This window comes from Pseudomonas sp. 43(2021) (genome assembly GCF_017490805.1).
In the GTDB taxonomy this organism is placed as follows: domain Bacteria; phylum Pseudomonadota; class Gammaproteobacteria; order Pseudomonadales; family Pseudomonadaceae; genus Aquipseudomonas.
On sequence record NZ_JAFGYJ010000011.1, the window covers coordinates 40269 to 63892 of the forward strand.

General features: G+C 60.0%; 21 protein-coding genes and 1 pseudogene. 11 read left to right on the forward strand and 11 right to left on the reverse strand.

Going from position 1 to position 23624, the window contains the following annotated elements:
• Positions 1 to 16: 16 nt before the first annotated feature.
• The 4 genes from J5M71_RS11820 to J5M71_RS11835 are packed head-to-tail and all read left to right on the forward strand — an operon-like array spanning position 17 to position 4733.
• A complete protein-coding gene (locus tag J5M71_RS11820) occupies positions 17 to 1114 on the forward strand; it encodes an AI-2E family transporter (RefSeq protein WP_207832381.1) in 1098 nt (365 codons plus the stop codon).
• A gap of 13 nt (positions 1115 to 1127) precedes the next feature.
• Positions 1128 to 2648 carry a TolC family protein gene (locus tag J5M71_RS11825; RefSeq protein WP_207832383.1) on the forward strand — a complete coding sequence of 507 codons (1521 nt, stop codon included), beginning with the start codon at positions 1128 to 1130 and terminating at the stop codon, positions 2646 to 2648.
• On the forward strand, positions 2645 to 3733 hold the full coding sequence (locus J5M71_RS11830; RefSeq protein ID WP_207832386.1) for an HlyD family secretion protein: 1089 nt from the start codon (positions 2645 to 2647) through the stop codon (positions 3731 to 3733). The genes J5M71_RS11825 and J5M71_RS11830 overlap by 4 nt, the downstream gene beginning before the upstream one ends.
• Positions 3723 to 4733, forward strand: coding sequence for a DUF2955 domain-containing protein (locus J5M71_RS11835; RefSeq protein ID WP_207832387.1), 1011 nt, complete (start codon positions 3723 to 3725; stop codon positions 4731 to 4733). Before J5M71_RS11830 ends, J5M71_RS11835 begins: the two co-directional genes overlap by 11 nt.
• A 119-nt stretch (positions 4734 to 4852) precedes the next feature.
• On the opposite strand, the gene sulP is transcribed toward J5M71_RS11835, so the two are convergent.
• From sulP to J5M71_RS11875, 8 genes are all read right to left on the reverse strand, one after another.
• The gene (sulP, locus tag J5M71_RS11840; RefSeq protein ID WP_207832390.1) at positions 4853 to 6565 is read right to left on the reverse strand and encodes a sulfate permease; all 1713 of its coding nucleotides are present in this window, start codon (positions 6563 to 6565) and stop codon (positions 4853 to 4855) included.
• Between the two features lie 327 nt (positions 6566 to 6892).
• Positions 6893 to 8083, reverse strand: coding sequence for a YbfB/YjiJ family MFS transporter (locus tag J5M71_RS11845; protein ID WP_207832392.1), 1191 nt, complete (start codon positions 8081 to 8083; stop codon positions 6893 to 6895).
• A 33-nt stretch (positions 8084 to 8116) separates the two neighbouring features.
• Entirely contained in the window at positions 8117 to 8548 is a 432-nt protein-coding gene (locus tag J5M71_RS11850; RefSeq protein ID WP_207832394.1) for a DoxX family protein, read from the reverse strand.
• A gap of 169 nt (positions 8549 to 8717) precedes the next feature.
• A complete protein-coding gene (locus J5M71_RS11855) occupies positions 8718 to 9830 on the reverse strand; it encodes an alkene reductase (RefSeq protein ID WP_207832396.1) in 1113 nt (370 codons plus the stop codon).
• A 156-nt stretch (positions 9831 to 9986) separates the two neighbouring features.
• The gene (locus J5M71_RS11860) at positions 9987 to 10955 is read right to left on the reverse strand and encodes an XdhC family protein (protein WP_207832397.1); all 969 of its coding nucleotides are present in this window, start codon (positions 10953 to 10955) and stop codon (positions 9987 to 9989) included.
• A 52-nt stretch (positions 10956 to 11007) separates the two neighbouring features.
• A complete protein-coding gene (locus J5M71_RS11865) occupies positions 11008 to 13227 on the reverse strand; it encodes a molybdopterin cofactor-binding domain-containing protein (RefSeq protein WP_207832399.1) in 2220 nt (739 codons plus the stop codon).
• Positions 13220 to 13693 carry a (2Fe-2S)-binding protein gene (locus tag J5M71_RS11870; protein ID WP_207832400.1) on the reverse strand — a complete coding sequence of 158 codons (474 nt, stop codon included), beginning with the start codon at positions 13691 to 13693 and terminating at the stop codon, positions 13220 to 13222. The genes J5M71_RS11865 and J5M71_RS11870 overlap by 8 nt, the downstream gene beginning before the upstream one ends.
• The gene (locus J5M71_RS11875; protein ID WP_207832402.1) at positions 13690 to 14958 is read right to left on the reverse strand and encodes a cytochrome c; all 1269 of its coding nucleotides are present in this window, start codon (positions 14956 to 14958) and stop codon (positions 13690 to 13692) included. Before J5M71_RS11875 ends, J5M71_RS11870 begins: the two co-directional genes overlap by 4 nt.
• Before the next feature lie 331 nt (positions 14959 to 15289).
• Between J5M71_RS11875 and J5M71_RS11880 the strand changes: the two genes are divergently transcribed.
• The 4 genes from J5M71_RS11880 (at position 15290) to J5M71_RS11895 (ending at position 19336) form a co-directional block, all read left to right on the forward strand.
• Positions 15290 to 16504 carry an MFS transporter gene (locus J5M71_RS11880; RefSeq protein WP_207832404.1) on the forward strand — a complete coding sequence of 405 codons (1215 nt, stop codon included), beginning with the start codon at positions 15290 to 15292 and terminating at the stop codon, positions 16502 to 16504.
• 414 nt (positions 16505 to 16918) lie between these two features.
• A complete protein-coding gene (locus J5M71_RS11885; RefSeq protein WP_207832406.1) occupies positions 16919 to 17821 on the forward strand; it encodes a LysR family transcriptional regulator in 903 nt (300 codons plus the stop codon).
• Between the two features lie 95 nt (positions 17822 to 17916).
• Positions 17917 to 18525, forward strand: a complete 609-nt coding sequence (locus J5M71_RS11890) for a DsbA family protein (RefSeq protein WP_207832408.1) — start codon at positions 17917 to 17919, stop codon at positions 18523 to 18525.
• 166 nt (positions 18526 to 18691) lie between these two features.
• Positions 18692 to 19336 carry a hydrolase gene (locus tag J5M71_RS11895; RefSeq protein ID WP_207832410.1) on the forward strand — a complete coding sequence of 215 codons (645 nt, stop codon included), beginning with the start codon at positions 18692 to 18694 and terminating at the stop codon, positions 19334 to 19336.
• A 39-nt stretch (positions 19337 to 19375) separates the two neighbouring features.
• Here J5M71_RS11895 and J5M71_RS11900 read toward each other — a convergent pair.
• Positions 19376 to 19662 (reverse strand): annotated as a pseudogene (locus J5M71_RS11900) (AraC family transcriptional regulator); the annotation flags it as partial.
• Between the two features lie 57 nt (positions 19663 to 19719).
• Between J5M71_RS11900 and J5M71_RS11905 the strand changes: the two are divergent.
• The 3 genes from J5M71_RS11905 (at position 19720) to J5M71_RS11915 (ending at position 22357) form a co-directional block, all read left to right on the forward strand.
• Positions 19720 to 20079 carry a response regulator gene (locus J5M71_RS11905; protein WP_207832527.1) on the forward strand — a complete coding sequence of 120 codons (360 nt, stop codon included), beginning with the start codon at positions 19720 to 19722 and terminating at the stop codon, positions 20077 to 20079.
• A gap of 101 nt (positions 20080 to 20180) precedes the next feature.
• The gene (locus J5M71_RS11910) at positions 20181 to 21161 is read left to right on the forward strand and encodes an MBL fold metallo-hydrolase (protein WP_207832412.1); all 981 of its coding nucleotides are present in this window, start codon (positions 20181 to 20183) and stop codon (positions 21159 to 21161) included.
• Positions 21162 to 21451: 290 nt separating this feature from the next.
• Positions 21452 to 22357 (forward strand): LysR family transcriptional regulator, encoded by a 906-nt coding sequence (locus J5M71_RS11915; protein WP_207832414.1) that lies wholly within the window; start codon positions 21452 to 21454, stop codon positions 22355 to 22357.
• Positions 22358 to 22396: 39 nt separating this feature from the next.
• On the opposite strand, the gene J5M71_RS11920 is transcribed toward J5M71_RS11915, so the two are convergent.
• Positions 22397 to 22837 (reverse strand): DoxX family protein, encoded by a 441-nt coding sequence (locus J5M71_RS11920; protein ID WP_207832416.1) that lies wholly within the window; start codon positions 22835 to 22837, stop codon positions 22397 to 22399.
• Positions 22838 to 22906: 69 nt separating this feature from the next.
• A complete protein-coding gene (locus J5M71_RS11925; RefSeq protein ID WP_207832418.1) occupies positions 22907 to 23530 on the reverse strand; it encodes a DedA family protein in 624 nt (207 codons plus the stop codon).
• Positions 23531 to 23624: the final 94 nt, after the last annotated feature.

Consider the following 23624-nt stretch of genomic DNA (forward strand, 5'->3'; position numbering starts at 1 on the left):
AGTTCGGAGGTGAAGCATGCAACCGGGTCTCAAGCTGGACAGCCGCCTGTCGCGGGGCTTGCTCGATGTGCTCATCAAGGCCGGCCTGGTGGCGGCGCTGGTGATGTTCGCCTTCCAGACGTTCCAGCCGTTCCTGGAGCTGATGCTGTGGTCGGTGATCCTGGCGGTGACCTTGTATCCGCTGTATTGCCGCATCCAGCGCCGCACAGGGCTCAAGGACGGGCTTTCAGCGACGCTGGTGGTGCTACTGGTACTGGTCGTGCTGCTGGTGCCGATCTACCTGGTGGTGATGTCCATCGGCGAATCGGTGGACAGCCTGGTGACGCTGCTCAAGAGCGGTGCCTGGAGCGTGCCGGCACCGCCTGATTCGGTGGCGGCCTGGCCATTGATCGGGCCGAAGGTGCATGCCCTGTGGCTGGCCGCTTCGGAAAACATGGCCGGTGTGCTGAACCAGTGGATGCCCCAGCTCAAGGGCGCCGGGCGCACGGTGCTGGGTGCAGCAGCCAGCGCAGGGGGGGCGTTCCTGTTGTTCATCGCGGCGATCATCGTCTCGGGCATCATCATGGCGTTTGGTGACCGCGGTGAAATCGCGGCGCAGCGCATTGCCATGCGGGTGTCGGGCGAGGAGCGTGGCAAGCCACTGGCCAAGCTGTGCACCGCCACCATTCGCGCGGTGGCCCAGGGCGTGATCGGCATTGCCTTCATCCAGATGCTGCTGATCGGTGTCGGCTTCGTCATCAAAGGGGTACCGGGGGCGGGGATGCTGGCCATCGTCATCCTCATGCTGGGGATTGCCCAGGCGCCGGCCACGTTGATCACGGTGCCGGTGATCATCTACGTATTCAACGTCGAAGGCTTTACCGTGGCGACCATCATCTTCGCCATCTACAGCTTTGTCGCCGGGCTTGCCGACAACGTGCTCAAGCCGCTGCTGCTGGGGCGCGGGGTGGACGTGCCGATGCCGGTGGTGTTGATCGGGGCGCTGGGCGGCATGGTGGTCAAAGGCATCATCGGCCTGTTCATCGGCCCGGTGATCCTTGGCGTCACCTACGTGCTGTTCTGGCAGTGGGTGGCGCTGCAGGTGCCGGAAAACCCCGTCGAGCCATCGGCGTAAGCCAAGGCCCGCCATGCCCGGACGCTTCCATGGTTGTGCACTGAGCCTGGCTGCCATGTTGGTGGGCTGTACCCAGGTCGGCCCGGATTTCCGGCCGCCGCAGGACCCGTGGCTGGGCACCTGGAACACCCCGCTGCTGGAACAGGCAGGGCGGCAGGCCGCAGCGCCCGACCTGCGCCAGTGGTGGGCCGTGTTCGCCGACCCGGCCCTGGATGCCTTGATCGCCGAGGCCGATGCCAACAACAGCAACCTGCGCGTGGCTGGCTTGCGTATTGCCGAAGCCCGTGCCCAGCTGGCCATCGTGCAGACCGGGCGTTATCCACAGCTGCAGCAACTGCGCGCCCAGAGCCTGTACCTGAAACAGGACCAGTCCGGCACCGCCACCGCTCGCGACTCGGTGTTCTGGCAATCCAGTGCGGGCTTCGACATCGGCTGGGAAATCGACTTCTGGGGGCGCTTCAGCCGCGCCATCGAAAGCGCCGACGCCGTCTACTTTGCCTCCCAGGCCAACTACGCCGATGTCATGCTGCTGTTGCGTGCGCAGGTGGCCGACACCTACTTTGCCCTGCGCACCGCCGAAGCGCGGCTGGATATCGCCGAGGAAAACGCCCGCCGTCAGGCGCGCAGCCTGGAGATAACCGAGCGGCTGTTCCGGCATGGCGAAAACGACGAACTCGACTGGCAACAGGCGCGCACCCAGTACCTGGCTACCCAGGCCACCATCCCCGAGTTCCAGAACCAGCTCAATGCCCTGCGCAACGTGCTGTGCTCGCTGCTCGGCAGGCCGCCCGGGCCGCTGCCGCAGCTCGATGCAGGCCACGGCCAGCTGCCGTTGCCGGACCGTGCCGTGCTGCAGGACGTGCCTGCCAGCCTGCTGCAGCGCCGCCCGGACATCCGCGCCGCCGAACAGGCGGTGGCGGCACAGTCGGCGCTGGTCGGGGTGGCCGAGGCCGATCTTTATCCACAGCTGAGCCTGCTGGGCAGCATTGGCTGGAGCTTCGTCTCGGCCAATCACCTGCCCGATACCTTCGACATCGCCGCCGGGCCCAGCCTGATCTGGAACCCGTTCGACTATGGCCGGCGCAAGAACGCCGTGCGCGTGGAAGATGCCCGCTTGCAGCAACTGATCGAGCTGTATCACCAGGATGTGCGCGAAGCCGCGCGCGAGGCCGACGATGCCGCCAGCGGGCTGGTGCGCTCGCTGCAGAGTGCAAGTATCCGCGAGCAGGCCTCGCAGGCCGCGCAGCGCTCGCTGAACCTGGCCAGCTCGCAGTACCGCGAAGGCTTTGCCGACTTCCAGCGCGTGCTCGACGCCCAGCAACTGCTGCTGCAGCAACAGGACGGTTACCTGGTCAGCCGCGGCAATGCCGTCAGCAGCCTGGTGACGCTGTACAAGGCCCTGGGTGGCGGTTGGGACGCCAGCCGCGCACCGATCGACCCGGCCACGCGCCAACAGATGCAGCAACGCACCGACTGGGGCGATCTGCTCGACGAGCCAGCCCCCAGCGCACATGCACAAGGTGAACCGAAATGAGCGACGCCACGCCAACGCCAACCCCCGATCGCGGCATGCGCTGGGTGCTGCTGCTGATTGCCGTGAGCCTGCTGTGGTACCTGCTGGCCGACCGTTTCACGCCCTACACCCAGCAGGCCCGCCTGCAGGCCTACGTGGTGCCGGTGAGTGCCGAGGTGGCCGGGCAGGTGAAGCGTGTGGCGGTGGGCAACAACCAGGAAGTGCGCAAGGGCGATGTGCTGTTCGAGCTGGACCAGGAGCAGTACCGCATCGCCCTGGCCCGCGCCGAAGCCGACCTGGACACGGTACGCCGGCAGATCGGCGCCCACACCGCCGGCATCGACTCGGCCCAGGCGGCACTGGTGGCGGCCCAGGCCAACGAGCGCAAGGCGCGGCAGGACGCCGAGCGGCTCAAGCGCCTGATCGATGAAGACCCCGGCACGGTGTCGGTACGCCGCCTGGAAGGCGCCCAGGCCACCCGTGACCAGGCCATCAGCCAGGTGGCGGCAGCCCGTGCCGAAGTGGAGCGGGCCCGTGAGCAGCAGGGCGGGGCGCAGGACGACAACGCCCAGCTGCGCAGCGCGGCGGCCAATGTGGAAAAAGCCCGCCTGGACCTGGCGCGCACCGTGGTACGCGCCGACGCGAACGGGCTGATCACCGACCTGCGTACCGACGTTGGCCACTATGTCGGCGCTGGCAGCCCGATGATGACTCTGATCGCCATCCATGACGTGTGGATAAGTGCCGACATGACCGAGAACAACCTCGGTCGGCTGCGCCCTGAAACCCCGGTGCTGGTAGTGCTCGATGCGCTGCCCGGCACGGTGTTGAAGGGGCGTATTCGCAGCATTGGCTACGGCGTGAGCGTGGGCCAGAGTACCCCGCCGGGTACGTTGCCGACCGTGCAGAACAGCCGCGAGTGGCTGCGCTCGGCCCAGCGCTTCCCGGTGATCGTTGAACTGGAGCGTGACCAGTTGCAGGACAAGACCGGTTTGCGGGTCGGCGGCCAGGCCGAAGTCATGGCGCTGCCCAGCGAGGGCAACCCATTGAACCTGCTGGGCCGGTTGTTCATGTGGCTGATGAGCTGGCTGTCTTATGCCTATTGAGCTGCGCCGCCTGCGCGCCCTGCGCCTGGCCTGGGGCGTGGCGCTGTGCCTGGCGGTGAGTTTTGGCATCGGCCTGCCGGTGCCGATCCTGGCGCCGGTGTTCGCGGTGCTGTTGCTGGCCATGCGCAGCCAGCCCTTGCCCCTGCGTGCGGCACCGGCCCTGGCGGTGCTGGTGCTGCTCAGTTGCGGCAGCGGGCTGCTGCTGATTCCGCTGCTGCGCCATGCCCCGGTGAGTGGGGTTTTGCTGGTGGGGGTGGGGGTTTTTCTGACTTTGCGTTATGCGCTGAAAGGCGGCAACGGCCTGCTAGCCAATTTGCTGGTCATCGGCCTGACCATGATCGCTGCTGCTGGCACCAGCGACTTCACCTTGGCGCTATCGGTGGTCGAAGCGCTGGCCAAAGGCATGCTGCTGGCGGTGCTGGGCACGGCGGCGGCGCATGTGCTGTTTCCCGAGCCGGCCAATGCGCCGGCGCCACCGGCACCACCGTTGCTCGACAGTGACCAGGTGAGCTGGGTCGCTTTGCGTGCCACGCTGATCGTGATGCCGGCCTTTTTGCTGGCGCTGATTGCCCCGGACCAGTACATGCCGCTGATCATGAAGGCAGTGAGTCTGGGGCAGCAGGCCGGTGAGACCCGCGCGCGACATGCCAGCCGCGAGCTGATCGGCTCGACCTTGCTTGCCGGGTTGCTGGCGATACTGATGTGGGGCGCGTTGAGCCTGTTCGTGCACCTGTGGATGTTTTTCCTGTGGGTGCTGCTGTTCGTCCTTTGGCAGGGGCGCAGGCTCTACCGTGCGGTGGATACCAGGCAAAGCCCGGCGTACTGGGTGAGTTGCCTGACGACCATGCTGATTTTGCTGGGGCAGTCGGTGCAGGACAGCGCGGGCGGGCAGGATGTGTACCGCGCCTTTGCCGTGCGCATGGCGCTGTTTCTGGTGGTGTCGGTGTACGCTAGCGCCATGCTCATATGGATTGATCGGCGTCGGGTTCGGACTGTTTAGCTCTTCTGTACTGGCCTCTTCGCGGGCACGCCCGCTCCCACAGGGATCGCACAAACTTCAAGGTTGTCGTTGTACCTGTGGGAGCGGGTTTACCCGCGAAGAGGCCAGCACAGGAAACCCTAGGGCCTCCAGTCAACCCCACTCTCTTCCAGATAGGCATCCACCGCTGCACCTACAGTGGGATGGAACGCCGACTCCCCCATATGCTCGAACAACTCGAACTGCCGCATCTTGTCCTTTACCGGGTCCTTCATTTCGGCAAACTGCAATTCCACCCCCTGCGCCTCCAGCGCCCGGTCCAGCTCGGCCAGCATGTCCGCCGAGGTGATATCGATGCTGGTCACCGGCTCCGCCGCAATCACCAGCCGTTGGACCGGGGTAGGCGACGCATCCACCGCAGCCATCACCGTGTTCTGGAACTGCTCGGCATTGGCAAAGAACAGCGGCGCATCCCAACGCAGCAGCACCAGCCCCGGAATGCGTCGGGCCTGTGGATAACGCAGCACGTCATGGTAGCCACGGGTGCCATCCACCCGGCCCAGCACCGCATGATGCGGCCGCCAGCCGTCCCACAGGAATTCGATCACCGACACCGCCACGGCAATGCCGATACCGGGAATGGCCCCGAATACCGCCACGCCGACGAAGCAGGTGAATGACAGCCAGAACTCCCATTGCTGCATGCGGAAGATGCGCTTGAGGTCGGCAAACTCGAACAGGCCCAACGCTGCGGCAATCACCACCGCCGCCAGGGCGCTGTTGGGCAGGTGTTGCATCAGGTTGGGCGCCACCAGCAGCAACAAGGTTACCGCCAGCGCACCGATGATGCCGGTGAGCTGGGTCTGCGAGCCGGCCGCTTCGGCCACGGGGGTACGTGACGAGCTGCTGCTGATGGGGATGCCCTGGAACAGCCCGGAGGCCAGGTTGGCCACACCCAGGCCGAACATTTCCTGGTTCGGGTTGACCGGCATCTTCATGCGCGCGGCATAGGAGCGCGACAGCACACTGGTATCGGCGAATGACACCAGCGCCACGGCAATCCCGCCCAGTACCACCTCGACCAGGTCGATGTCGGTGACCCAGGGAAACACGAAGCTTGGCAGGCCTTGGGGCAACTGGCCGAGCACTTTCACACCTTGCTGGTCGAGCCCTAGCAGACTCACCGCCAGCGTGGCCAGTACCACCGCAATGAGAATGCCCGGCAAGCGCTTGAACGGCTTGAGCAGCAGGATCAGCGCCAGGCTGCCGCCGCCGACCACGAAGCTTGGCCAGTGCCCTTGGCCGGCAAGCAGTGCTTCGGCCAATTGCCAAAGGTCGCGCAAGGGGCCCTGGCTATCGACTTTGATACCGAATAGCTTGGGCAACTGGCTGATCAGCACCGTGAGGGCGATGCCGTTCATGTAGCCATAGCGGATCGGCTTGGACAGCAACTCGGTGATGAAGCCCAGGCGCAGCAGCCCGGCGATCACGCAGAACGCCCCGGCAACCAGGGCCATCAGGCTGGCGATGGCGATAGCCCGCTGCGGGTCGCTGGCGGCGTACTGCACCACTACCGCCAGGATCGGTGCGGCCAGCGCCGAGTCCGGGCCCAGCACCAGGATGCGGCTGGGGCCGAACAGGGCATAGGCCAGCAGCGGGATGATGGTGGCGTACAGGCCGTAGATGCCGGGTACGCCAGATGCCTCGGCATAGGCGATGCCCACCGGCACCAGCATGGTGGTGAGCACCAGGCCGGCGGCGATGTCCCTGGGCAGCCAGGCGGGTTGGTAGTGGAGCAGGGTGACCAGGCCGGGGAGCCAGCGTTGCCAGTCGAGGCGGGGTTTTTCGGGCATGGGGCGTGCGTCCAGGGGAGGGTGCTGAATCACAGCTTAGATGCTGAATTTCGGCGCCGCTCTGCGGCCCTATCGCGACACAAGGTGATCTGGTCAAGTAATTTTGGACACCGGTTAAGGTTCATGCCGCTGCGTTGAGCTTTTTTCATGGCCGTTGTAGCTGTGGAGGCGCTTGAGGTTGTAGCGCATCAGGCAAGCCTGGATATCTATTCGTGCCTGCGCTTCGGTCTCATAACCTCCTGCCGGGACCCATTCTGATTTCAATGCCCCGAAAAATCGTACTCCCCCCTCAGATGAAGCCCCAGCGTGATGCTGGGGTTTCGGTTTTCAAACGGTCTGAATCGATGCTGTTCGGGCCTCGCGTTTGAGGATCAGGTCGAGCAGCAGAGCCAGAATCAAGGCACCTGCAGCGACGCTGAACAGCACGCCATGATGACCGTTGCTGCTTGCGAACAGCGCTGAGTATCCATATCCCGCAATGGCTTGGAAGCTTGCGAAAGCTACTGTAGCGCGGCTCCAAGTCGCGTTCTGCTGCGTGTGCCCCTCTACCAGATTGTGCACCCGAGCAAGGACCAAAGGAACGATACCTGGCGGGAATGAGCCTATGAGCAATGCCGCTGCTCCAAGCAGGCGCAGATCATGGGTCTCAATCAGTACACCTACTGCGATAAGTTGGGCAATCAGGACAATCCGAATGCCTGTCCGAGCGCCCAGATGATCCGCCAACAGCCCGTAAAGCACCGGACCTGCAATGGCACCGATACCGTACAGGCCCCACATCAACGCTCCTGCATGGGTTCCTGCACCAAGGCCGCGGCTAACGTAGTCCACCAGGAACATCATGGGGGCAACCAGCGCAGTCGCCATCAAAGCGTACTGGCCAAACAAAACCATTACGGCGGATGAGGTTGCAGCTTCAGGTGTAGTCGGTGTCGCTTGATGGTGAGGATGATCGGCCGGCCACCCCGCCCAGCTGCTGACAGTGAGCGCGAATGAGAGTGCCGCTAAACCAAGCCAGGTTTGCTGAAGCCCTTTGGCCAACAGCCAGGGAACCAGGCTTGCAGCTCCTGCGATTCCCAATCCGATACCAAGGAAAATCGCGCCACTTGCGAGGCCCCTTCGGTTGGCAGATACATGTGGCAGGATAGCAGTTGCTGCCAGCACCATGATCACGCCACCGGCGATGCCTGAAAGCAGACGCCAGAAGAAGAACCAGCTCACCGACAGCGGCCAGGCGCAGCCAAGGAATGCCAAGCTGACCATGACCATCATGACACGCAGCACGGTTGCGCTTGACCATCTGGCGGCCATTGGCCGGCCAATCAAAGCTCCAATCAGGTAGCCGGCCAGGTTTGCCGCGCCAAGGAAAACGACTGCAGAGCTGGCAAACCAATGGGCTTCAATAAGTGCCGGGATGAGTGGTGTATAAGCGAATCGCGCCAATCCGATGCCGACGAGGCTGGCACAGAGACCAGCCCAAATCGGTAGCCAGGGGGCACGTTGTGTGGATGTAGTCATGACTTCCCCCTGCGCCGTTCGCGGCGTGAAAGGTTAGACGGGATTGAGTTGGGCTTTCGCAGTCCGAGCTTTGATGTTGGCCACCAGCGCATCGAGGCTCAGCGCACCGCCGCCAAAGGCTGCGATCTGCAACAAACCGCCGGCAATGGAAATGTTCTTGAAGAAGTTAATGAACTGACCTTGATCAGCCAGATTGTTATGGAAAGCAAACGCTGCCATTACCGTGAATAGAGCCATGACCACAGCGACAATGCGCGTTTGAAAACCAATGATCAACAGTGTGGCGAGACCAAGTTCCACACCAAGTGCGGCCAAGTAGCTCAGCAATGGGAGCGGCAAACCACTTGACTCGATATAAGCAATGGTTCCCTCTGGTGAGGCCAGCTTGCTGAAGCCGCTAAGCAAGAAAAGAACAGCCAACAATACGCGGCCGATTACTGCAGTGGTATTTTTTAGTGAGTTCATTTGATTGCTCCTGATTTTAAAGTTTGCCGAAGTGGCTTTCGATGGAGAAATCATAAATTCAGGCCAACTTGGCAACAATATGAACACTTTCGATTTGACTGTTTCAAAATCAGGGACAATTGGCACCGTACAGAACTGGCTGGGGCATCCAGCCAGTCTGTCGATCAAGTTACGGGTGTACGGGGTAGTCGATGTAGCCGCGTTCGTTGCCACCGAAGAAGGTGGTCGGATCAGGTGTATTGAGTTCCAATCCATCTCGAATCCGGCGTGGTAGATCCGGGTTGGCCAGGAACGGCCGACCGAAAGCCACAACATCCGCGCGTCCTTCCCGAATCGCTTTCTCCGCAGAGGCCGCGTCATAACCGCCTGCGATGATCAACACACCGTTCCAAGCGTCACGCAGCTTCAAGATGATCTCGTCCCAGCGCGGGTCGAAGTTTTCGTCCTTCACCGTACCGACAACGGCAGGCTCTACGAGGTGGAGATACGCCAGCCCATAGCGGTTCAACGACTCCACGATGTAGGTGAAGGTCTCGATGGGGGTGTCGTCTCCCATGCCCATGAAACGTCCCATCGGGGTAAGACGCACACCGACGCGGTCTGCACCGATCTCTTGCGCAACTGCCTGAACGATCGCCAGGAGCAGGCGCGCCCGATTCTGATAAGTACCACCGTATGGGTCATTGCGCTTGTTGCTGTTGCTGTTGATGAATTGGTCGAGCAGATAGCCGTTGCCCGCATGGATTTCCACGCCGTCCATACCGGCCTCGATGGCGTTAAGCGCGGCGATGCGGTAGTCATCAATGATTGCGGCGATTTCTTCGGTTTCTAGCGCGCGCGGTACCGGCACATCCCCCCACACCCCGTTACCATCTTCGTCGACAATGAAGGTCTTGCCAGGCGCTGCGATGGCACTCGGTGCCACAGGCAGAGCGTTATCCGGCTGGAAGCTGGGATGCGAAACGCGGCCAACGTGCCAAAGTTGCATGAAGATGCGTCCATCGAGTTCGTGCACCTCATCGCTTACACGTTTCCAGGCCTGAATCTGTTCAGGGGTATAGATACCTGGAGTCCATGCGTAACCTTGCCCCTGTTGAGAGATTTGCGTGGCCTCGGTAATGATTAGAGCCGCGCTTGCCCGCTGGCCATAATACTCCGCAGCCATTGATGTCGGGACATCCCCAGGTTGACCAGCGCGAGACCGGGTCAATGGAGCCATCGCAATGCGATGAGGAAGTTCTAAGGCGCCCACACGAATGGGATTGAACAGATGGCTGGTCATTACTCAGTTCCTTTTGAAGTAAATTCAATAAATTCAAGAGATGAAACATCGTCGCTTCTGTTTGATGAAGTTAGGTTAATACCCAGACCGAAAATTGATAATCCGCAAAACCGGAGCAAGTGCATTGCGCAACTCGCAAAACCTGGGATCTCTGCCCTAAAGCGCAGTACGAGCTTTACCTCTGTAAACCCGCAGCACGTCAGCCATGACCGACAAGGCGATCTCGGCCGGGGTTCTGGAACCGATATCCAGGCCTATGGGCATGTGCAAGCGGTCTACGTCGGTAGACGACAGGCCGCCGATTCGCCGCAACCTCTCTGCTCGCTTTTCCGAAGTGCGCTTGGAGCCCATTGCACCGATATAGAAGGCAGGGGTGTGCACAGCTTCCATCAAGGCGAGGTCATCGATTTTCGGGTCATGGGTGAGCGCAACGACGGCTGTCGCTTCGTGGCAACCTCCATTGGCGATGTACAGCGAGGGCAACAGCGGAATCAGAGGCACCCCTTCGATTGGCATTTCGGCCGCTTCTTCCCGCGGATCGCAGGCAATCACTTCGAACCCGAGGGCTTTGGCGAACTGACCACAGGCCTGGGCGACGGGTGACATGCCGGCAAGTAGCAGGCGAAGTGCAGGACCTAGGTTAATTTCCAGACGGCTACCACGGCGAGTCACGGTGTCGGCTCCGTCTGCGTAACGCCGGGAGCTGAACAGGTCGCTTTCAAGTTCGATTATCCGCGTCAGCCGGTGCTGGCCACGCATTGCGTCGAGCAACTGGCTCAGGTGAGCCTTCCATTCCACGGTTGGTTCTCGATGCTCGACCAACACATCCAAGCTGCCGCCACAGGGAAGTTGCAGGCGGCTTCGCTCTTCAGCGGTACGTCCGTAACTGACAACCTGGGTGGGGGCCGCGTGCTCGCCACGGCCCAGCGCTTGGAGGAATTCTTCTTCGACGCAGCCACCCGACAACGAGCCGCAGTGCGCGCCGGACTGCGTGGCCACCAGCATTGCACCAGGCGATCTCGGCGCCGAACCGAAGGTGGAGAGCACGGTGCACAACCACATGCTTTGCCCTTCGTCGGCCCAGGCCAGTGCTTGCTCGAGTACCTTCACATCAAGATGCTGCATCTGCCGTTACCTTTCCAAGCACTTGACCGAACGTCGGCGACCTGCTCATTGCTCAGGCCTTGCGGGTAAGTGGTAACGCAAGCCGGCGGTGGCCGGTGGCATCGGCCACGGCGTTACCCAGCGCCGCCGCCATCGGGCCTTGGACGATTTCGGCAGCGCCAAGGAACGGCTGGCCAGGCTGATCGATCATGTGTACTTCCACGTGCTTGGGAAGCTGCGGGAAACGCAGGATCGGGTAGCCGCTCCAGTCGTAGCTGCGCACCCCGCCGGCGTCATGACTGACCGCCTCGTAAAGCGTCCAACTGCTCGACTGGACGATACCGCCTTCGACCTGATTGCGAAGGCCATCGGGGTTGACGATCTGACCCACGTCCACTGCGGTGACCACCCGCTGGATCTCGATGTCGCCAGTTTGCGGATGCACCTGGATTTCCACGGCCACCGCACAGTAACCCATGATGTTCTTGTAACGGGCGAAGCCCAGGCCGATGCCGCTTCCCGGAGCCGGTGAGCGGCGTGGCCAACCGAACTCGTCCCGGGCCCGTTCAATGACTGCTCGGGCCCTTGGGTCGGTGAGGTGCTCAAGACGGAATTCGACGGCATCCACACCCGCCTGATCCGCCAACTCGTCCAGGCAGGCCTCGATGGCGAAGACATTTATGTGCGCGCCCAGCGAGCGCATCGCCGAGGTCCGGAACGGCATCTGGGTGATGAAGTTCATGTCGATGCTAGACGCACCGGTTTCGTAAAGCGGGATCGCGTTGCGGTCGCCATCCCCCTCGGGCTGGGCAATCGGAACGGAGGGCATCGAGGTGAACGGGCGGGCGATCATCCGCGCCGGCACCAGGCGTCCGGCGTTGGTGATGCGCTCGTTGTGCGGGGTGGTCCACAGCTCGTACTTCCAGTCGTTGATCCGCCCGTCACTGCCCAGGCTGGCTTGCAGCTCGGTAAGCATGGCCGAGCTGTAGGGTTCCCAGAGGTTTTCCTGTTCGCGCATCCATTGAACTCGCACGGGTACACCTGGCAGGCGCACGGCGATCAGAGCAGCATCGGCCGCGGCGTCATCGGCGCCATTGTGTCCGTAGCATCCCGAGCCTTCGGCGTGGATGCAGCGTACGGCGGCTGGCGGCAGGCCGACCATTTCGGCGATGCCTGCACGCAGCGGGAACACTCCCTGGGTGTGGGTCCAGACCGTCAGCATGCCGTCTTTGAACCAAGCTATCGAACAGGATGGGCCGATGGAACCGTGCATCAGGTACTGCTTGGTGACCCGCGCCCGGTACGTCTTGCCGCTCGAAGGCGCTGGGGTCCCCTCATGCTTGATGGGATAGCGCTTGGACTGCAACTTGGGCAGCAACTGGTGAATCACGGCTTGGTCCGGGATCACGTCGCCACCGGCCCACGTCGCGGCCTCGTAGCCGGCGCGCATGGCTTTGACCGCTTGCCACTCATCTTTGGCTACCACCGCGAGGTAATTGCCGTCCCGGATCACCTTGACCACACCCGGCAGGCGTTCGATGGCGGGCATATCAAAGCCGGTGAGCTGGCTGCCCGGGCGCGGCGGTCTGATCACGCGGGCATGGAGCATGCCCGGCAAGCGCATGTCCTGTACGAACGCTGCGGCGCCAGTGACCTTTGCAGGGATGTCGAGCCGCTGCACCGCATGGCCGATAAGCTTGAACTGTTCAGGTGAAATGTCAGGTGACTTGGCCTGGGCGTACTGATGGAGGTCCACCCCAGCCACGGCGTCGGCATATCTCATGCGCGCCCCGGACGGTGCGGTAATCATCGCATCACCAGTTTTCAGCGAGGCGACGTCCAAGCCCCAGTGTCGAGCGGCAGACTCCATGAGCATTTGGCGAACCTGCGCAGCCGCGTTGAATAGCGCCGTGCCGCTGTCGAAAATCGTATGGCTGCCAGCCGTGTAGCCTTCGTTAGGGGTCAGGGCGGTATCCGCCGTGAGGAAGTTGACCGCAGCCGGCGCAACGTCCAGCCGCTCCGCTGCGATCTGCAGCAGCGCAGTCTTCACCCCGGTACCCAGCTCCACCTTGCCGGTGTACACCGTGATGCCTTCAGCCCCTACCTTGATCCAGGCGTCGAGATAGGGGTTGGTGCGCAGGCTGCCCGGCAGGTCGGGGGCGAGCACGACGGTACCGAGCGTGTCCACCTCGGTATCGGCCAGCGCCTTGCGGGCTACCGGCATCAGTGTGAAGGCCATCAGCAGGCTGCTGCCTTGAAGGAAGGCGCGACGACTGAATTCGCTGTTAGCCATGGAGACCACCGTTTTCAATGACGCGTGTAATGGCTTCGATAATCCGCAGGTGGGTACCGCAGCGGCACAGATTCGTCGCCATGTGGGTGCGAAGCGTAGCCTGGTCGGGCCGAGGGTTTTTCTCCAGCAAGGCCTGGGCGCGCATGATCATCCCGGCGATGCAGTAACCGCACTGGGCAGCCTGGGTATCAATGAACGCCTGCTGCAAGGGGCCGGGGTGCTCGGCCGTGCCCAAGCTCTCGACCGTGCGCACCTTGCGACCTTCCAGCCCCGCGCAAGGGGTCACGCAGGAAAACACCGGCTTGTCGTCGACGATGACGGTGCAGGCGCCGCACTGGCCCAGTCCGCAACCGTACTTGGCGCCGTTGAGCTCCAGCTGGTTCCGCAGGGCATAGAGCAACGGCATGTCCGGGTCGATATCCAGGCTGTGTACCTGGCCGTTTACGTTGAGATTCACCTTGCTCATGGGGTCTCCTGGCGCAGTGCCTGAATGGTTGCATCAACATCAGGCCACGGTTTGTCCGGGCTCGCCTGATGGCGGATGAACTCGGCCAGGGCGGTGAGCTGCTGGTCGTTCAGGCTCGCGGCGAACGGCGGCATGGCTGGGCCCGGTTCGCCGGGCGTGGGCGCGATGCCTTCCAACACTGTCTTGATGAAGTTGCGTGGTTTATCGGCCTGGACTGCTGACGTGGTGGTCAGTGCCGGTCTGCCGTCGATGGCGCGCATGGGCGCCGCGCCGCCGTGGCAACCGGCACAGGCGCCTTGGAACAGATCATGGCCCAGACGGGCCGACTCAGCGGTTAGCGCGGTGCTGGCGCCGATAGGGCTCGGCTTGGCATCGCTCGCGGGCAGGCTCAGCAAGTATTCCGCGATGGCATCGACATCGGTCTGTGGCAGGCGGGCGAGCTCCTGACTGACCGGGCGCATTGGACCGGCCGGCGTGCCATGGTTGTCTACAACCTTGGCCTGCAGGTACTCCACCAGTTGTGTTTGCGACCAAGGCTTCTCGCGACTCGCCAGACCCAGCAAGGAGGGTGCTTCCCACCCATCGACCACGCCACCGGAAAGTGCTTTGGTGTCTTTTTCAGCGCCGAGGAAGTTCAGGGGTGTATGGCAACCCCCGCAGTGGCCTGCGCCTTCGACCAGGTACCGTCCACGGTTCCACTGTTGCGATTGCTGCGCTGCCGGCTCGAACGGCGCCGTGTGCAGGAACATCAAGTTCCAGCCCGAGACCAGCGGGCGAATGTTCATGGGGAACTTCATGCGATTGGGTGTCGCCGGCTCGTATGCAGGCGGGCCACTCATCAGATACGCATAGGCATCGGCCAGGTCGTCGTCGCTGAGCAGGCGGTAGTGCTTGTACGGGAAGGCCGGGTAGAGAAAATGACCGTCTCTGGAGATGCCCTCGCGCATGGCACGTACAAATGCTTCGAACGGCCACTGGCCAATGCCGGTCGTGGCGTCCGGGGTGATGTTGGTGCTGTAGAGCGTGCCGAACGGCGTCACCAGTGGCAGGCCACCTGCGAGGTACTTGCCACCCGGGCGCGTATGACACACAGCACAATCGCCGGCTGTCACCACGTCGGCGCCTCGAGCGATTTGGGCCGTATCGAATTCCACAGGCTTATCGATCGGGTCGATCGCAGGTCGCCACATCAGCCCGAACGCTACAGCAAGTCCTCCTGCGCCGAGCGCAACAGCTGCAGATACCCAAAGCTTTTTACGTGACATCAATACCCACCTCGCTCTTGGCTAAGAGCGCCGACTGACGCCCTAAGCTACAGGGGCTTGAGATGGCGGACGCCAATCGAGCCGAACTCATCGAAGATCTCCTCATCTTCAACCTCGGCTTATTGAGTGCCGATTAGTTGAAGGCGTGAGCCTAAAGGAGCACGACTTACAGGGGTATAGGTACCTCACGCAACGAAGCTTTGCTCATCACGCAACGCTGCCAGTTTTGCGCAACTTGCATAACTTCGTTGCTGGAAGTTCGTATTCTCATGACTGTCCCTCACGCATAGGCTTGCTCCTGAACTTTCTCAACCCATTCGGAGATGTCGCCATGTCAGCGAGCAGCCCTGATGTAATTGCTTCACCGTCGGTGCATGCCGATACAGTCCCGACACTATCTAAAGCGTTGGTCATCTTTCTCGCGTTTTGCTGTGGCGCCGTAGTCGCCAACCTCTACTACGCACAGCCCATCGTTGAGCTTATTGCCCCAAGCATTGGCCTTTCGCCTGAACATGCCAGCCTGATCGTTTCGCTGACCCAGTTCGGCTATGCCGCTGGACTGCTGTTCTTGGTTCCACTGGCCGACCTGATGGAAAACAAGCGTCTGGTGATCGGCTTCACCCTGGTGGTAGGCGCATTCCTCGCAGCAGCAGGTTTCGCTGATTCGCCGTCGCTGTTCCTGATTGCCTCTCTGATGATCGGGCTTACTTCTGTCGCTGTGCAGATCCTGGTGCCGCTGGCCGCCCACATGGCGCCTGAGAGCAGTCGAGGCCGCGTGGTGGGCAACATCATGAGTGGTCTGTTGCTCGGAATCCTGCTGGCTCGCCCTGTTTCAAGCCTGGTGTCGGAGTATGTGGGCTGGAGGGGCGTGTTCTTCAGTGCCGCCGTGCTGATGGTCGTTATCGCGGCCCTGGTAGCGGCACTACTGCCTAAGCGCGTTCCGAATCATCACACTACCTACGCCCGCTTGATTGGTTCCGTCTTCGGCCTGGCTAAGCAATATGCTGTGCTTCGTGAGCGTTCTCTGTATCAGGGGTTACTGTTTGCAAGCTTCAGCTTCTTCTGGACTGTCGTACCGATCGAGTTGATCCGTCACTACGGCTTTACCCAGAACGGTGTAGCGCTCTTCGCTCTTGTGGGTGCCGTGGGCGCCATTGCAGCCCCGATCGCAGGCCGTCTGGCTGATGCAGGTCATGGTCACGTGAGTACACTGGTAGCCTTGGTTATGGCACCGGCTGCGTTGCTCATCGCCGGGATCCCTGGGCTGGGTTACCTAGGCTTGGTCGCTGCGGCGATCGCTCTGGATTTCGCCGTGCAAATGAACATGGTCCTTGGCCAGCGTGAAGTCTACGCCCTGGACCCCAACAGCCGTGCACGGCTGAACGCAGTGTTCATGACCAGCATCTTTGTCGGTGGTGCGTTGGGTTCGATGGTCGCGAGCCCACTCTACGAGAGCTTTGGCTGGGCGATTACCGCTTACGCTGCCGCAGCGATCCCCGCCTTGGCACTGGTGATTTTCTTCGCGAAGCACGTCGGTAAGCGTTGATCCGAACACATAGCTGCAAAAAAAACCGCGATCACCTGGAGCATCAATGCACTAGGTGTCGCGGCCCAAAGGGAGGACGTATCGGATTGACCAGGCGGACCTTAAATTGGGGAAGAATCTGCCCAGTCAGGCTTGGAGCCCAGGATTCATCACTATCGATTCGAAACCGTGGGAGGGTCGACAAAGGATAGCGAAGAGAGATCACACCTCTGTCCTCCAAGTGCAACAAAAAGCCTTAAGTTGCCTCAACAATGCTAATGGCATCTGCAACACGATTCTTGAATTTAGGTGCTCCTGCGACAGCACGCCTGTCATATCTCGAAGCCAGGCAAGTGGCTATGATCCAGATTGCCTGCCCCGTTGACCGGTGGCGACAATGGCTTCCCCTCATGGATCATCAGCTGAGTCGAATACATGGATAAGTTTCTCGCGTTGAGCATGTTCGTAGAGACCGTGCGTTGTGGAGGATACTCTGCAGCAGCGCGAAAGCTAGGCGTGGCAACATCGTCTGTAGCACGGCAGGTCGCTGCTCTGGAGGCGGATCTTGGCACTACACTCATTACACGTAGCACACGCCAGAACAGCCCGACCGATCTCGGCCAGGCCTATTTCGATCACGCCATCACCATCCTCGACGCTCTCGCTGCAGCAGATAGCATGGTTACCGACAGGGGAAGTGAAGCGAAAGGCAAGCTGCGGATTAGCGTTCCAGTGGAATTTGGTCGGCGCCTGATTTCGCCGCACCTTGGGCGGTTTCTTGCTGCCCATCCTGAACTGGAAGTGAGCCTGAACCTTAGCGATGAAATGGTCGATCTGTACAAGGATCGGATAGATTTAACGGTCCGACTCGGCTCAACCGTTTCCAGCGAAGAGGTGATCTGCACTACGGTTGGTCATTTTCAGCGTTGGTTAGTGGCTAGCCCTGCCTACTTGGAACAGCATGGCGCCCCAACGCAACCTGGTGATTTATTGGATCACTCGTGCATGCGCTTCGATTACGGAGGCCCCATGAGGGACTGGCATTTTGAAGTCGAAGACGAGACGGTATCCGTGGCGGTACAAGGCCGAATGCAAAGCAATAATGCCGACATCCTCAGGCATGCGGCAGTCGCTGGGCAGGGCGTGGCGCTGTTAGCTGATTGGTTGGTTGCAGAGGATGTGCAGCATGGACGGCTCACCCGCTTGATGCCTGAGTATGAGGTGAATCCAACGTCCGTGAATTCCTCTATCAATATTATTTACCTGCCTATAAATCGCGAGTCCACCCGCATTCGGGTCTTCGCGCAATTCATGAAAGAGTTACTGAATATTGCATAGCAGCTTACGCAATGCTCTATTGCGTGACGCGGGACTTCTGCTGTCTTGAGTAACTCCTTACCCTTAAGGTGAATAAATCCTTCAGGGTATCGAGCATGAATACTTCACCAATATTAGCGTTTGACTTTCTCGATCCCTGGGGTTGGATTGGGGTGCGTCGGCTTGCAATGGCGATGAATCAGGCCGGAAAGGCTTTCGACGTTACGTTCCAACCGTGTCGGTCTTCGCTGAGCCGGATAGCAGCAGGGATGTCATACGCTGAATTCTTGGAGCGCCGCTTCGGCACACAAGCTCTGATTCATCAGTCTCTCGTGACGACCGAGATGCAAAAGCTGGGCATGGAGCCTGCTTTTAGCCAAATCCGCAGCGTTCCTGATACCCGTCCCGCCCTTGCTGCTGTGCTGTGGCTGCAGCGAAATGAGAGATCTGCCGAGGCATTCGTGCAACGAGTGTACGAGGCTCTGTATTGCTACGGTGAGAACATCGGTGATGATGCCGTTCTGGAAAAGCTACTGAGCCAGGAGGCAGTGGCTTTTAGCGACATTAAGTCCTTCCTGCTTAGTGACTTGTTTAGTAGAGAGCTTCAGGAAACCGAAACCTCAGTCGCAGGTTGGGCCGGGCGTGTGATTCCTTCCTTTCGCATTAACGGCACTGTTGTCTTCGGCGCGCAGACTCCAGGTGTTCTGGCACCTATGTTTGCCTAGCGAATCACTGGTTCCATTTTGGAAACAGAGAAATCGAAATTGCTGTAATTGTGCACTTGGTTAGGTCGAAACAGAATGGCACCCATACCGCAGACAACGCCACCGGCATAGCGCGGTGACCCATTTAAAACCCATGGCTTTCAACCATTCTGAAGAGATCACGACCATGTCCAAACGCGAACTGCTGAACCCAACCAACTCCGCTCTGATCCTGATCGACCACCAGCCGCAGATGGCTTTCGGTGTCCAGTCGATCGACCGTCAGACCCTGAAGAACAACACCGTTGGCCTGGCCAAGGCCGCCAGGATCTTCAACGTGCCGACCATCTACACCTCGGTCGAAACCGAAAGCTTCAGCGGTTACATCTGGCCCGAACTGCTGGCAGTGAACCCGGGCGCCAAGCCGATCGAGCGCACCTCGATGAACAGCTGGGAAGACGCCAAGCTGGTTGAAGCCGTGAAGGCCACCGGCCGCAAGAAGCTGGTCATGGCCGCGCTGTGGACCGAGGTCTGCCTGACCTTCCCGGCTCTGGAAGCCATGGAAGCCGGCTACGAGGTGTACATCGTCACCGACGCCTCGGGTGGCACCACTCAGGAAGCACACGACATGTCGGTGCAGCGCATGATTCAGGCCGGTGCGATTCCGGTGACCTGGCAGCAGGTTCTGCTGGAGTACCAGCGTGACTGGGCACACAAGGACACCTACCAGGCGGTCATGGACCTGGTCGTGGAACACAGCGGTGCCTACGGCATGGGCGTTGATTACGCCTACACCATGGTGCACAAGGCGCCACAGCGAACCCTGGGCTGAGCCCTTTAATGAAAGGAACCCGCACACTGCGGGTTCTTTTCATTGTGATCCAAACTGCTGTCGATACTGGCTTGGGGTCACTCCGATACGCTCGCAGAACACCTTGCGCATGTAGCGAGCACTGCAAAAACCGCATCGCGAGGCGATGGTTTTGAGTGGCCAACGACCAGCAGCACCTTCGCCACTTCCAGGGCTAATTCTTTGCCGTGATCCTCTGCAACGATCGCTAGCGCCATGTCGATTTCAGCGGTGATACCGCTGCTGGTCACAAGATTGCGATCCATCACAAAGATCTGCTCTGCTTCGACCTTAGGATCAGGAACTGCATGAATAGATATACTGAGTGCAAAGCACTCAGTCCTGATCCGTCGGATGCAATCGTCATATGCATTGTCGATGACGATTCATCTGTGCGAAAGAGCCTCTCGAACCTATTGCGCTCAGCAGGATTTGATACCCTGGCATTCGCGTCAGGGGAGGACTTCCTTGCCTCGCCATCTGCTTTGAAGGCCGGTTGTGCCTTGCTCGACCTCAAAATGAAAGGCCTGTCGGGTGCGGATGTGCAGAAAGAGCTGTGCCGGCTGCAAAGCCGCTTGCCGGTTATCTGCATGTCAGCTCATTGGGACGATAGTGCTCTATCAGGGGCGATGTACCATGGTGCGATTGCATGCCTTTCAAAACCGTTCACGGAAGAAGCCTTGCTCGAAGCGGTCGACGAGGCGACTCAAGGTTCTGATCAGTGAGTACCAAACTCCTTTGAGCGCGGCCTCGGAGCACAGTTTTTCAAGAGTTCTGGCAGCTGGCTAAATACTCTCTAGGCTCACCCTTTCTCTGAGAGCCTGAAATGTCTAGCCTCCGAATCCTTCTCGTTTCTGCTGCGCTATTGAGCGCGAATGTCTCGTGGGCACAGCCGCCTGCGCCCATTCATACCCAAGTGCCAGGTTACTTCCGCCTAGCAGTGGGTGATTACGAGGTCACCGCACTCTTCGACGGATACAACGATCTGGGGCCGAGCCTGTTGGAAGGACTTGCCCCTGAAAAAATCCGTCAGCAACTGGTAGAGAATGCCGTTGACCCCGAGCGTATGCAGACCTCGTTCAACGCCTTTGTCGTGAATACCGGTAAGCACCTTGTGCTGGTAGATAGCGGTGCTGGGCATTGCCTACCTCAGACGGCCGGATCGCTGGAGTCGAACCTTCGCACCTCTGGTTACAAGCCAGAGCAAATCGATACCGTCCTCCTCACCCACATGCATTTGGATCACGTCTGCGGTTTGGTGACCGAATCGGGTAAGGCCCTGTTCCCGAATGCCCAGGTCTACGCCACCAAAGCTGAGGCGGATTATTGGTTGAGCCCGCAAGAGAAAGCCAAAGCGCCGGCAGGTGGCAAAGAGTACTTTGACATCGCAGTCAATTCGCTCAAGCCATACCGTGACGCTGGCCGCTTCAAGACATTCACCCCGCCTCAGCCGCCTATTCGTGAGGTGGAAGTCATAGCCAGAGCTGGCCATACACCCGGCAGCGTGACTTACCGGTTCGAATCGGGTGGCAAAGCCATCGTTTTCATTGGTGACCTGATCCACAGTGCTGCGGTGCAGTTCGATCATCCCGAAGTTTCTATTCACTTCGACACAAAACCTGAACAAGCGATTGCTTCCCGCAAAGAGGAATTCAACGATCTGGCCAAGCGGGGCGAATGGCTTGCAGCAGCGCATCTGCCGTTTCCAGGCATCGGCCATTTGACTATGAATGGCCAAGCATATCGTTGGGTACCTGCTTTGTTTGGACCTTATCAACGTGCCGCTGAAGTCCCGCTGCTCAAGTAGTCCAGATCGGCTGATGCTTGTCGGCCAGGGCACATCTCGCAAGTGAGTCGGGCAGTTTTGTGTCGCCGCATGTCTCCACACGCGAAAAGCCCGTGCATCACTGCACGGGCTCGGATGGGGATATTGTCGGATGAATCAGGACAGGATGGTTGAAAGCTATGGGTTTTAAACGGATCACCGTGCTGTGCCGGTGGCGTTGTCTGCGGTATGGATGCCATTCTGAAGTGCATATCGGATAGGGACAATCAGGCAAAAGCAAGAACTTTTGATTTAAAAAAAGGGACAATCAAGTGGACCGATTTGAATGCATGCGGACCTTCATAGCCACCGTTGACGCCAGCGGATTCACGGCGGCGGCGAGGATTCTGCATGTACCGCGCTCTAAGGTGAGTAAACAAATCCAGGCGCTGGAAGAAGCGCTTGGAGTACAGCTGCTGCATCGCACGACCCGCAGCCTGCACCTGACGGAAGCAGGCTGCGAATACTACGAAGCGTGTCGAGAAGTGGTGGCTTCGTTGGATGAGGCGGAGCAACGAGCACGGAGTGGATTGGCGCAAGTCCAAGGCGTATTACGAGTAAACGCTCCGATGTCCTTCGGTCTATGCCGTCTGGGTCCGCTGCTCCCTCAATTTCATGCGCTGTATCCGAAGGTAGAACTGCAGCTTGTTCTGAGTGATCAGCAGGTCGATCCTATCAAGGGCGGCTTCGACGTCACGATCCGCATCGCGAGTCTTGCTGACTCCTCGCTAGTAGCCAAGCATCTCTCTCCCGCACCGAGGGTCCTGGTTGCTTCACCAGGTTATTTGGCTCAGCACGGCTTTCCTGAAACGCCTAAGGACCTGGCCTGTCACAAATGCCTCAATTATGGGTATCTGCAGAGCGGCGCTAGCTTGCAACTGAGCAACGGAAAAGAAATCCAGCGTGTTCACGTGACCGGACCGCTGCACGCCAACAATGGCGATTTGCTTGCGCAGGGTGCAGAGGCGGACATGGGTATTGCCTTGTTGCCATTGTTTATCGTGGACAAGGCGTTGGCCGAGGGGAGGTTGGTTCAGGTGCTGAAAGATTGGGAGGCCCCGCCCATTTCAATTCATGCGGTTTATCCCACAGCTCGAAGGATCCCGCTCAAGACACGGGCCTTCCTGGACTTTCTCGCCGCTGAGCTCCGGATTCCGGAGACTGCAGCGGTATCTTAGGTATGATTCTTGTGACGCAAAGAGGGTTGCACCTGAGGGTCACACAACCTTGGGTTTCGGAGTAAAGGCCGGTGCCTTGAAAACCCAGGCACCTGGCCCGGTGATAGCCAAACCGGCAAACAATACAGCGAACAACCAGGCGAATTGTGCTTCCTCCAACGTCCATTCCGGATGCACTACTAATAGGGCAACACCGAGGACGGCCAAGACCGGGAGGCAAGCAAGGCGTGCAAATATGCCGAGTATGAGCAAGATGGGGCAGAGAACTTCAGCGAAGACTGCCATGGCCAACGTCAACGTCGGACCTAGGCCAAACGGATCCTCGATACGCTGTAGCTCTGTGCTCCAGTTCAGCAGCTTGGGCAACCCGTGGATCTGCAGAAGCAAAAGCGCGGCAGAGACGCGAAAAAAAAGTAGTCCCAGTGGCACCGAGATACCTGCGAGGGGGCTCTCTTTCTGCGGGAATTCAGACTTAGACATTGAGAATAAACCTCCTATCGTGACGATGACGCCTTGGATCACCGTTAAAAATGGTGCGATTGCCGCGAGCTATTTCGTAACCGGGCTTCGCATCGCATGTTTCAAAGCAGAAAGTGCTGCTCTGAAGACCATGAGGGTGAGCCCACCAATTCCCACTGCGGCCAGACCCAGCAGCAGGTAGTCTTTTAAGCTGTCAAAGGCATACAAGATTGGCCGACCAAAGCCTGCGCCGAGGGCCAGAGCGCTACAGCACCAAAGGAGCGAGCCGAGAATGCTGTAGGCGACGAAGTGCGATTTGGGCATAGCCATTTGGCCGGCCAACAACGTTGAGACGGCGCCTGCGCCAGGTACGAATTTGGCGAAGACTAAGACTACCGGTCCATACCTCAGGTAAGCCTTCCTGCCTTGAGCGAAGGCCGCCCCCATCTTGGGAGAACCCCGACAGATTCGTCTGGTGAGGACTTCGCCGAAACGGCTGCCCATCCAGTACCAGATACTGTCCGCCACCAAGCACACAACCACAGCCATGGCGATGACCAAGGCAGGATCGGGCGCGCCGTGCTCGCTAGCGAAGGCGCCTGCAAGCACGAGTGAAGGGTAGGACGGGATTGGTAATCCAATCTGGTCGCCAAACACATTCAATGCGAGCAGCGACAATGGGTGATTGACTGCGAAGCTCTCAATTGGACTCATGGCGGCACCTCTTCTGGGCTCGACTACCGTCGGATCGCTGAACGCAGGGTGCGACGAGTCAGCGCGAAACCAGCCGCTTGAGATATAGCCTCAA